Here is a 5,819-nt window from a genome sequence, read left to right on the forward strand (position 1 = left end):
AGGTGTCGAGCCCGCCGGCCGAACCGTCCCGGGGCCGCGCGGCCCCGGCGAAGACCCGGCCCCACTGGGAGAGCCGGTCGCGCCCCTCGGCCAGCAGGAGCAGCAGGTAGCCGCAGGCGGCCAGGAGGAACCAGAGCCAGCTCGCGCCGCTCTCCGCCAGCCCGGCGGCCACCGAGTACAGCGCCAGCAGGGGCAGCCCGGCGGGCGCCGCGCTGCGGAACGTCACCGCCAGCGTGTCCACCACGAGTCCGACCAGCAGGACACCGCCCACCAGCATGAGCCGGATGCCGGGGGTCGCCGGTGCCGGGATCGCGTACCGCCCGACGTCCTCCCCGCCGGCCGTCAGCAGGTCCGCGAGGTGCCGCAGGGCCTGCGGTCCGGGCAGCACGCCCGCCATCGCCTGCTCCCGGGCGAACGCCACGGTCAGCAGCACCACCGCGACCAGCGCCTGGGCGGCGGCCGTCAGCAGCCGGGGCAACGGCACCCGGCGGCCCAGCATGCCCACCCCGCACTGCACGGCCAGCAGGAACGCCGCCTGCACGATCCAGCTGACCGGATCCACCAGCGGCAGCATCGAACAGGACGCCATCAGCGTCGCCGCGAAGGCGGCCAGCGCCAGCCGGCCCCGGCCGCTCATGCCCAACCCCCGAAACCCGCCGGACCGGCCGTTCCACCGGACCCGGCCACCGCTGCGTGCCGGCCCGCCAGCCGCCACAGCTCGGCCAGTCGCGCGCCGGGCTCCACCGGCACCACCGTCCACCCCGCCTCGCGCAGCAGCCGCAGCCGCCGCTCCGCCGCCTCCCGGGTGGCGGGCGATTCGCCGTTCACCCAGGCGGCGCTGTCCAGGACGAAGGCCACGGCCCCGCCGCTGCGCTGCCGCATCCGGGCGGTCATACCGGTCTGCTCCTCGTCCAGATCGCCCAGGAAGGCGATCAGCAGCCCCTCGCCCCCGCGCAGTACGTCATGGGCGCGGGAGAGGCCCCCGCCGTCGGACTGCTCGATCTCGGCGAGGGTGTCCAGCATCAGCCCCGCCGTGTCCGCGGTGGCCTGGGTGGCGCCGGCGAACCCGCCCTCGCCCCCGCCCGGCACCGCGTTCCCCGCGTCCGTCAGCAGCCGGACCGCGAAGCCGCGCTCCAGCATGTGCACCAGCGCGGACGCCGCCCCGGAGACCGCCCATTCGAACGCGGAATCCGGCCCCGTCCCCCGGTAGGCGGTCTGCCGGGTGTCCAGCAGGACCGTGCACCGTGCGCGCTGCGGCTGCTCCTCGCGCCGCACCATCAGCTCGCCGTAGCGCGCGGTGGAACGCCAGTGGACCCGGCGCAGATCGTCCCCGTGGCGGTAGCCGCGCGGGATCACGTCGTCGTCACCGGCCAGTGCCAGGGACCGCTGCCGCCCCTCGCCGTATCCGGAGGACTCACCGGCCAGCGGCACGGGGGGCAGCGGTTCGGTGCGGGGGACCACGACCAGGGTGTCGTAGGCGCTGAACGAGCGGGTCAGCTCGCACATGCCGAAGGGGTCGCTCAGCCGCAGCTGCAGCGGGCCGAGGGGGTAGCGCCCGCGCAGGTCGGACCGGACCCGGTAGGACACCTCGCGGCGCCCGCCCCCCTCCACCCGGTCCAGCACGAAGCGGGGCCGCGGCCCGAGCACGTACGGCACCCGGTCCTGGAGCATCAGCAGCCCCGTGGGCAGCCGGGAGACGTTGTCCATGCGCAGGTGGACGCGGGCCTCCGAGCCGGCCGGGACGCGCGACGGGGAGAGCCTGCGGGTGCCCGTGACCCGGTAGCGGGTGCGGTAGAGCACCGTCACGGAGACCAGCGGCAGTACGGCGAGCAGCAGCCCGACCCGCAGCAGGTCGCCCTGGCCCAGCGCGTAGGCGCAGACCGCAGCCGCGATCCCGGCCGCGAGGAAGGACCGCCCGCGCGTCGTGAGACCGCCGAACGCGGCCCGGACCCCGCCCCTGTCGCCGCCGCCGTCCACCGCTACGGCCCCCGACGCGGCCATCACGGACGCCGCGCGCCGGGCTGCTGCGCTCCGCCGTACGCCGGGCCCGCCGGATAGGCGGGGGCCTGGGCGCCGGCACCGCCGGAGGCCGTGGGCACCGGGGTCTGGTGGAGGATCTCCCGCACCACCTGCTCGGCGCTGCGGCGGTTGAGCTGGGCCTGCGCGTTGGGCAGCAGCCGGTGGGCGAGCACCGGGACGACCAGGGCCTGCACATCGTCCGGCAGGCAGTAGTCCCGGCCGGCCAGCGCGGCGGACGCCTTGGCGGCGCGCAGCAGGTGCAGTGTGGCGCGCGGGGAGGCGCCGAGCCGGAGGTCGGGGTGGCTGCGGGTGGCCGCGACGAGCTGGACCGCGTATCTGCGGACCGCCTCGGCGACATGGACCGCGCGCACCGCCTCGATCAGCTTCACGATGTCGTGCGCGTGCGCCACGGGCTGGAGGTCGTCGAGAGGCGAGAGGCCGCCGTGCACGTCGAGCATCCGCAGCTCGGCCTCCGCGCTGGGATAGCCGATCGACACCCGGGCCATGAACCGGTCGCGCTGGGCCTCGGGCAGCGGATACGTGCCCTCCATCTCCACCGGGTTCTGCGTCGCCACGACCATGAAGGGCTCGGGCAGCTCGTAGGTGTGCCCGTCGATGGTGACCTGGCGCTCCTCCATCGACTCCAGGAGCGCGGACTGGGTCTTCGGCGAGGCGCGGTTGATCTCGTCGCCGATCACGACCTGCGCGAAGATCGCGCCGGGCTTGAACTCGAAGTCACGGCGCTGCTGGTCGTATATGGACACACCGGTGATGTCCGAGGGCAGCAGGTCGGGCGTGAACTGGATGCGCCGCACCGAGCAGTCGACGGACCGGGCCAGCGCCTTGGCCAGCATGGTCTTGCCCACCCCCGGGACGTCCTCGATCAGGAGGTGGCCCTCCGCGAGCAGCACGGTGAGGGAAAGCCGCACGACCTCGGGCTTGCCCTCGATCACGGCCTCCATCGACCCGCGCACCCGATCGACGGTGGTGGTCAGATCTGTGAGGCTCGCTCGATCGTCATAGGTCGTCACCCCGGCCCTCCTCGGCCCCGCCCCACGCTCACCAGGAGCAGGGGATCTCCCCAGTCACGGGCCGGCGCCCTCGTGCGGCCCGGCCCACCCCGAATTGCGGACACCGCGCCGGACGAGGTCCGGCGGGGTGTCACTCACGCATTCTTGTTGCCGTTACCGCTTCGTGTCACTCGCCTGTGGACAACCAGGGGTGATATGTCGGATTGGGTGAGGATTTCGTCACCGGAAGGTGGTGGTCCGGCACCGCGCGGACCTTCCGTCAGGAGGCGGGCAGGACCTCGCGCAGCTTGCCGGTGGTCACGTCGAAGACGAAGCCGCGCACGTCGTCGGTGTGCTTGAGGAACGGCGAGGTGCGGGCCCGCTGCATCGACTGCCGCACGTCCTGGTCGGCGTCCGTGTACGCCTCGACGGCCCAGGACGGCCGCTGTCCGACCTCGTGCTCCAGCTCCTGGCGGAAGTCCTCGGTGATCGACTCCATGCCGCAGCCCGTGTGGTGGATCAGGACGATGCTGCGGGTGCCCAGCGCCCGCTGACTGATCGCCAGCGACCGGATGACGTCGTCGGTGACCACGCCGCCCGCGTTGCGGATGGTGTGGCAGTCGCCCAGCGAGAGGCCGAGGGCCTTGTGCAGGTCGAGGCGGGCGTCCATGCAGGCGACCACGGCGACCTGGAGCACCGGCTTGGCGTCCATGCCGGGGTCCTTGAAGTCTGCTGCGTAATCGGCGTTCGCCTCGACCAGGCGGTCGGTGACGGTGGGGGCGGGGGAGTGCGCGGAAGTCGACATGCTCAAGACGTTAGTCCTCCCCACCCGCCCCGATGCGCGAGGGAAGCGGACAAAAAACGTCAACAACGCTTGTTGTGAGGTAATCCACAAGCCCGCTCCGTCCACCCGCACGGGTGAACGCGCGACGGCCGACGCGCTGTCGGGTTGATTGATCGGGAATCGATCGAGTGGCAGGGTGGACTAAAGTGACGGGAAGTTACCGACACCCTGCACATTTCGAACTTTTACCCGTGTGCGCGGCGTACGTACGGCCCGGCCCTCTCCCGCTCGCCGGTCGGCTGACGCCCCTTCCCCGGCGCCGGCGGACCTCCCCTTCGCGAGCGGGCGGGGACCAGGCCGTACGTCCCGCCACCCGGGAGCTGAGCCTGAGAGGGCGCATGAGCCAGACCCGACACGTCCCGGTGATGCTCCAGCGATGCCTGGACCTGTTGGCACCGGCTCTGGAGGCCCCCGGCCCGCAGCCCCCCGTGGTGGTCGACTGCACCCTCGGCCTCGGCGGCCACAGCGAGGCGCTGCTCGCCGCCTTCCCCACCGCCCGGCTGGTCGCCCTCGACCGGGACAAGGAGGCCCTGCGGCTCTCCGGCGAGCGGCTCGCCCCCTACGGCGACCGCGCGACCCTGGTGCACGCCGTCTACGACGAACTGCCCGAGGTGCTCGACCGGCTCGGCATCCCCGAGGTGCAGGGCGTCCTGTTCGACCTCGGTGTCTCCTCCATGCAGCTGGACGAGTCCGACCGGGGCTTCGCCTACGCCCGCGACGCACCGCTCGACATGCGCATGGACCAGACGACCGGCATGAGCGCCGCCGAGGTCCTCAACACCTACCCGCCGGGCGAACTGGTGCGCATCCTGCGCGCGTACGGCGAGGAGAAACAGGCCAAGCGCATCGTCTCCGCCGTCGTGCGCGAGCGCGAGAAGGAGCCCTTCACCAACAGCGCCCGGCTCGTCGAGCTGATCCGCGAAGCCCTGCCGCAGGCCGCCATGCGCACCGGGGGCAACCCCGCCAAGCGCACCTTCCAGGCCCTGCGCATCGAGGTCAACGGGGAGCTCACCGTCCTGGAGCGGGCCATTCCGGCCGCCGTCGCCGCCCTAGCCGTCGGCGGGCGCATCGCGGTCCTCTCGTACCAGTCCCTGGAGGACCGGCTCGTGAAGCAGGTCCTCGCGGCGGGCGCCGCCAACACCGCACCGCCCGGCCTGCCCGTCGTCCCCGAGCGCTACCAGCCCCGGCTGAAGCTCCTCACCCGGGGCGCCGAACTCCCCACCGAGGAGGAGGTCGCCGAGAACCGCCGCGCCGCCCCCGCCCGGCTGCGCGGCGCCCAGCGCATCCGCGAGGACGAGCGGTGAGCCGGCGGACGGCCGCGCGCGCCGGGGACGGAGCGGAGCGGTGAGCAAACCGGCCGGACAGCGACAAGGGCGCGTCGCACGCCTCACCCGGCTGATGCCCGCCGGGCCGAGCACCGCCGCCCGGACCCCGTTCGTCCTGCTGGTCGTGGTGCTCCTCGGCGGCGGCCTGATCACGCTGCTGCTGCTCAATTCCGCGCTCAACGAGGGCTCCTTCGAGCTGAGCGAGCTGAAGAAGCGGACCACCGAACTGACCGACGAGCAACAGGCCCTCCAGCGCGACGTCGACGCCTCCTTCGAGCCCGAAGCCCTGGCCCGCCGCGCCCGCGAGCTGGGCATGGTCCCCGGCGGCAGCCCCGCCTTCCTCGACCCGGACGGCAAGGTCCGGGGCGTCCCGTCCAAGGCCGCCCCGGACCCGGTCGTCGCGCCCCCGCCGAACACGCCGACCTCCACGCCCACCCCCACCGGCCCGGCCGTCGGCACCCCGGCTCCCGGGCCCGTCGGACCGACGCCCTCCGGCACACCGGCAGCCCAGCCCTCCACGAGCCCCGGCAGGTGACGCAGTGCCCCCCAAGGAACCGCCGCGCCGCCGGGTACCCGGCCCCGCGCATCCCCGCAACGCCTCCGCGGCGTCCGGCCGCCCCC

The 5,819-nt window shown here is 73.8% G+C and carries 6 protein-coding genes; 2 read left to right on the top strand and 4 right to left on the bottom strand.

What is annotated here, in order from left to right; translation table 11 throughout:
• The 4 genes from G3I41_RS16525 to G3I41_RS16540 form a co-directional block, all read right to left on the bottom strand.
• Positions 1 to 637: transglutaminaseTgpA domain-containing protein (locus G3I41_RS16525; protein WP_239081664.1), on the bottom strand; the 637-nt coding region annotated here is incomplete at its 3' end.
• A complete protein-coding gene (locus tag G3I41_RS16530; protein ID WP_164400984.1) occupies positions 634 to 2,001 on the bottom strand; it encodes a DUF58 domain-containing protein in 1,368 nt (455 codons plus the stop codon). The genes G3I41_RS16525 and G3I41_RS16530, both read right to left, overlap by 4 nt.
• Complete coding sequence (locus G3I41_RS16535; protein ID WP_164400985.1) at positions 2,001 to 3,050, bottom strand: MoxR family ATPase; 1,050 nt, start codon at positions 3,048 to 3,050, stop codon at positions 2,001 to 2,003. The genes G3I41_RS16530 and G3I41_RS16535 overlap by 1 nt, the downstream gene beginning before the upstream one ends.
• Before the next feature lie 259 nt (positions 3,051 to 3,309).
• Complete coding sequence (locus G3I41_RS16540; RefSeq protein ID WP_164400986.1) at positions 3,310 to 3,834, bottom strand: carbonic anhydrase; 525 nt, start codon at positions 3,832 to 3,834, stop codon at positions 3,310 to 3,312.
• A 377-nt stretch (positions 3,835 to 4,211) separates the two neighbouring features.
• Here G3I41_RS16540 and rsmH point away from each other — a divergent pair, with 377 nt between their 5' ends.
• Together rsmH and G3I41_RS16550 are read left to right on the top strand one after the other, a co-directional pair.
• Positions 4,212 to 5,177 (top strand): 16S rRNA (cytosine(1402)-N(4))-methyltransferase RsmH, encoded by a 966-nt coding sequence (gene rsmH / locus G3I41_RS16545; protein WP_164400987.1) that lies wholly within the window; start codon positions 4,212 to 4,214, stop codon positions 5,175 to 5,177.
• Between the two features lie 94 nt (positions 5,178 to 5,271).
• Complete coding sequence (locus G3I41_RS16550) at positions 5,272 to 5,733, top strand: cell division protein FtsL (RefSeq protein WP_164400988.1); 462 nt, start codon at positions 5,272 to 5,274, stop codon at positions 5,731 to 5,733.
• Positions 5,734 to 5,819 lie beyond the last annotated feature (86 nt).

This window comes from Streptomyces sp. SID9727 (assembly GCF_010550605.1).
Taxonomy (GTDB): Bacteria; Actinomycetota; Actinomycetes; order Streptomycetales; family Streptomycetaceae; genus Streptomyces.

Bases quoted from the DNA above. Each gene is read 5' to 3' on its own strand.
- G3I41_RS16530 (WP_164400984.1), bottom strand. From the start codon at position 2,001: ATGGCCGCGTCGGGGGCCGTAGCGGTGGACGGCGGCGGCGACAGGGGC.
- G3I41_RS16540 (WP_164400986.1), bottom strand. From the start codon at position 3,834: ATGTCGACTTCCGCGCACTCCCCCGCCCCCACCGTCACCGACCGCCTG.
- rsmH (WP_164400987.1), top strand. From the start codon at position 4,212: ATGAGCCAGACCCGACACGTCCCGGTGATGCTCCAGCGATGCCTGGAC.
- G3I41_RS16550 (WP_164400988.1), top strand. From the start codon at position 5,272: ATGCCCGCCGGGCCGAGCACCGCCGCCCGGACCCCGTTCGTCCTGCTG.